The following is a 4153-nucleotide window of genomic DNA, read 5'->3' as shown; positions in this document are numbered from 1 at the left end:
AATGAGTTACCCCCTCTCCTGACTAGGAGAGGGGGACAGGGGGTGAGGTAAAGAAACACCAGAAAAAAATGTGAAACTTACTTTTTTACCGAATCATTTTTTTTCATTAAGAAAACGATTCCCATGAACACCGACACCATCCTCGAAATACAGGACCTCGATTTCTGGTACGGCGAGCAGCATGTCCTCGACGGGGTTAATTTCAACGTCCGCACCGGGGAGATCATGGTCATCATCGGTGGTTCCGGGAGCGGCAAAACAACCGTTCTCAAGAATATCATCGGGCTCAACAAGCCGCGTTCCGGAAGCATCAGGCTTCTCGGAAACGAAATGACCCTGATCGAGGAGGAAGACCTTGAGACAGTGCTGCATGACGTGGGGGTCATGTACCAGAACGGCGCTCTGCTCAATTCGATGAATGTGGGCGAAAATATAGCTCTTCCCCTGGAAATGCACACCGACATGTCTCCCGGGCTCCGGAAGGAGGTGGCCGAGCTCAAGCTTGTCCAGGTAGAGCTGGGCGGGACGTACCACAAGTATCCGAGGGAGCTTTCGGGCGGGATGCGGAAGCGGGCTGCGGTGGCGCGTGCTATGGTGATGGACCCCAAAATCATCTTCTGCGATGAGCCTTCGGCGGGACTGGACCCGGTTACCACCCGTGAGCTGGATAAGCTGCTCATCAGCCTGAAAGAAAATCTGAACATGACCATCGTGGTGGTTTCCCACGAGATAGAGAGCGTCAAGCGCATCGCCGACCGCATAACCTATATCGAAAAGGGCAAAGTTCTCTACACCGGCGCCCTGAAAGATGCTCTCGCGCAAAAGATTCCCGCGATCCAGGACTTTTTCCTCGAAACAAACAATACGATAACCTGATAAATCTGCAATGTTCATACAAAGAAACATATAGTTATGGAAAAAATTAAACTTGCTTTTTTAAAATTTTACATTATATATACGATGATCCGGCAAAAAGTAATTAAAAAGCTCTCTGATTTGACGAAAACCTCACCCGGCCTTCGGCCCCCCTCTCCTAAATAGGAGAGGGTAGGAACAAGGCGCGTAACGAGTTACCCCCTCTCCTGACTAGGAGGGGGGGACAGGGGGTGAGGTTTAAAACACCAGAAAATAATGTAAAAATTACTTTTTGCCGGATCATCATACAGACAGTATAAAAAGGCCGGTTCAGAAATACTTTTTAATGCAACTTGGTGTATGCCTTCATGTACCCTTAAGAGGGTTTATAGTATGATTTCATAAGCATCCCTGCTTTCACTTCTTGGGAAAGGAAGGTGATCATATGAAAGCAATGGTAGAACACCGCTGGTCCGGAGATACCCTGCTTTACATCAGCATCGGCGTCGGCCTCGTCGTCGGCGTGCTGGGGGGATGGTTAATAGGTACAACCATGAACAACCTCGGCATGGGACTTACCATCGGAGCGACGGCTGGACTTGTAGTTGGGCTCGCGGCAGGGATTTTCCTCTCCGACCGCGATCAACCGTGAAGGAACATGATTACATTTTTTTAAAGGCTGCACTATATTACTGTGCAGCCTTTTTGCATTGTATGGACATTTCGAATTGATCTGTTTCTCCACGGCAGCATATCTAAACTGTCAGACTTCTTTGCGTTTTGGATGGAATAGAAATGTTTTTTATTGACAGAGATTCTCAGTGCGGTATTTTTGATTACAAACTGTTTTTCTATCGCGACGGTAACTATATCTACTTCATGCCGGAGATTCCCATGAAAAACATTCGCCGATTGTTTTTTCTGCTTCTTTTTGCATTCATGTCTGCATTCGCCCATGAAACATGGGCGGAAACCGCGTTCTATGTCTCGCTTGCCGGAAATGACTCCTGGTCGGGAAAACTCCGTGAGGCAAACCGGGGCAAAACCGACGGTCCCTTTGCCAGCCTGGAAAAAACCCGTGAGGCAATCCGAGCGCTCAAGAGAAACGGCGGTTCGCCCAAAGGCGGAATAACCGTCTATATCCGGGAAGGAGTTTTTCCCCGCAGTGAAACATTTCGACTGACCTCCGAGGATTCCGGAACCGGGACATCGCCCATCGTCTGGCGCACCTATCCATCGGAAAAAGTACAACTGGTGGGCGGCGGGGAGGTGGAAGGTTTCGGGCCGGTGACCGATCCGGAAGTGTTGAAACGCATCGATCCGGCGTTTCGCGGAAATATTGTACAAGCCGATCTCCGGGCGCAGGGGATCACGAACTATGGGACCATCACCAACCGCGGCGGGCCCGGTCTGGAGCTCTTTTTCCGGGACCGGCGGATGACACTGGCCCGGTGGCCGAACGAAGGATGGGTAAGGATCATCGATGTCCCCCAGACCGGCGAGATGGTATTCCCGGGTCAGTCCCCGCACATGCGCAACGGCATCCCGACCGGCCGTCATTACGGCAGATTCACCTATGAAGGCGACCGTCCCTCGCGCTGGACCCATGTAGATGAAATCATACTTCACGGCTACTGGTGCTGGGATTGGTACGACGAGTTTCTGAAGGTCAAATCCATCAACGCTAAAACCCGTGAGATTTTCATCCGCGAGCCGCATTCCGGTTACGGCTACTGCAAGGGACAGCGCTATTATGCTTTCAACATCCTGGAAGAGTTGGACACTCCCGGAGAATGGTATCTCGACCGCGAAAAGGGTATACTCTACTTCTGGCCCCCGGCGCCTAGAAGCGAGGGCAGGGCTTTCGTATCTCTCCTTGAGACGCCGCTGATTGTCCTGGAAAACACCTCTTATGTAACAATCCGGGGACTCAACCTGGAATTCTCACGGGGAAGCGGCATCTCGGTCAAAGGCGGGTCTCGAAACCTGGTAGCCGGCTGCACTCTCCGTAACCTCGGCGCCACCGCTGCGCTCATCGAAGGCGGTGCCCGGAACGGAATCACCGGATGCAATGTGTCCGATGTCGCGTCCGGAGGGATCGTTCTCAGCGGCGGCGACCGTAAGACGCTCGCTCCCGGAGAGAATTTCGCTGCCAACAACCACATCCATGATTACAGCGCCTGGATACGGACATACCAGTCGGCAATCTCCATATCCGGTGTGGCGAACCGTGTCGAGCACAATCTTATCCATGACGCCCCCCATTCAGGGATCATGCTCTCCGGAAACGAGCACCTGATTCAATTCAACGAACTGCATACCCTCGCCCGGCAGACCGGCGATGTGGGCGCATTTTACATGGGCCGCGACTGGACCCAGCGGGGTAATATCATCCGCTACAACTATTTCCACGACCTTCTCGGGCCGGGCCTGGAAGGAGTAATGGCGGTATACCTCGATGACTGGTCGAGCGGAACCACTATTTTCGGAAACGTGTTTTACAAAGCGGGCCGGGCGGCTTTTATCGGCGGGGGACGGGACAACACGGTTGAGAACAACATTTTTGTGGAATGCGCCCCCTCCGTCCATGTGGATGCCCGCGGGCTGGGCTGGGCGAAATACTACTTCGACAAGTCCCTGGACATCTACGTGAACACCCTGTTCGACCACATGGACGCCATGAACTATAAACAGCCTCCCTACAGCACGAAATACCCGGAGCTCCTGAAGATTTACAATGACGAACCTGCGGTGCCCAAATACAATAAAATAATCCGCAATGTTTCGTATGGCGGAAGGTGGATGGACTTGTATGACGGCATGGATTTCAGCATTGTGTCAGTGAAAGACAACCTGATTGCCGATCCGGAAGTCTGTAAATGGGTTCGGAAAGAAAAAGGCACTGTCACCTACAAAGCGGACGACAAGGAAATCATGAGCGAAATGAAGGGCAACCGGTTCATGAATGGCGATCCTGGCTTCGAGGATGTCAAAAACGGCGATTTCCGGCTGAAAAAGAATTCTCCGGCCTGGAAGCTCGGTTTTCAGCCGATTCCCTTCGAAAAGATCGGCCTCGCGCTGGACGATTATAGAAAGTCGCTCCCGCCGGAGAAATAAGGCAGCCCTTAATTTACCAATTCACAAGGGCGCGGCTGGCTTGTCGTGGCCGATCCGTCACGGCGAAAACGTTCCTACGAATTAACGGCAATCTATCGGCAAAATATAGTCACGTTATCGGCAATACCGGATAAAAAAGGTTAGAAGCTCAAAAACAATCCGAAAATTAAAGAAACTCTTT

The 4153-nt window shown here is 51.8% G+C and carries 3 protein-coding genes; all 3 read left to right on the top strand.

The features are described from left to right. The first annotated feature begins 123 nt into the window (after window positions 1–123). The 3 genes from Q8O92_06130 to Q8O92_06120 all read left to right on the top strand — a co-directional run bounded on the left by Q8O92_06130 (window position 124) and on the right by Q8O92_06120 (window position 3972). Window positions 124–876, top strand: coding sequence for an ATP-binding cassette domain-containing protein (locus tag Q8O92_06130; GenBank protein ID MDP2982886.1), 753 nt, complete (start codon window positions 124–126; stop codon window positions 874–876). Window positions 877–1300: 424 nt separating this feature from the next. Further along, entirely contained in the window at window positions 1301–1507 is a 207-nt protein-coding gene (locus Q8O92_06125; GenBank protein MDP2982885.1) for a hypothetical protein, read from the top strand. 242 nt (window positions 1508–1749) lie between these two features. After that, window positions 1750–3972, top strand: a complete 2223-nt coding sequence (locus Q8O92_06120; GenBank protein MDP2982884.1) for a right-handed parallel beta-helix repeat-containing protein — start codon at window positions 1750–1752, stop codon at window positions 3970–3972. The last annotated feature ends 181 nt before the right edge of the window (window positions 3973–4153 follow it).

Source organism: Candidatus Latescibacter sp. (assembly GCA_030692375.1).
Lineage (GTDB): Bacteria > Latescibacterota > Latescibacteria > Latescibacterales > Latescibacteraceae > JAUYCD01.
The sequence above is the reverse complement of the archived record's forward strand: the minus strand, read 5'-3'. Positions and strand labels throughout refer to the sequence as shown.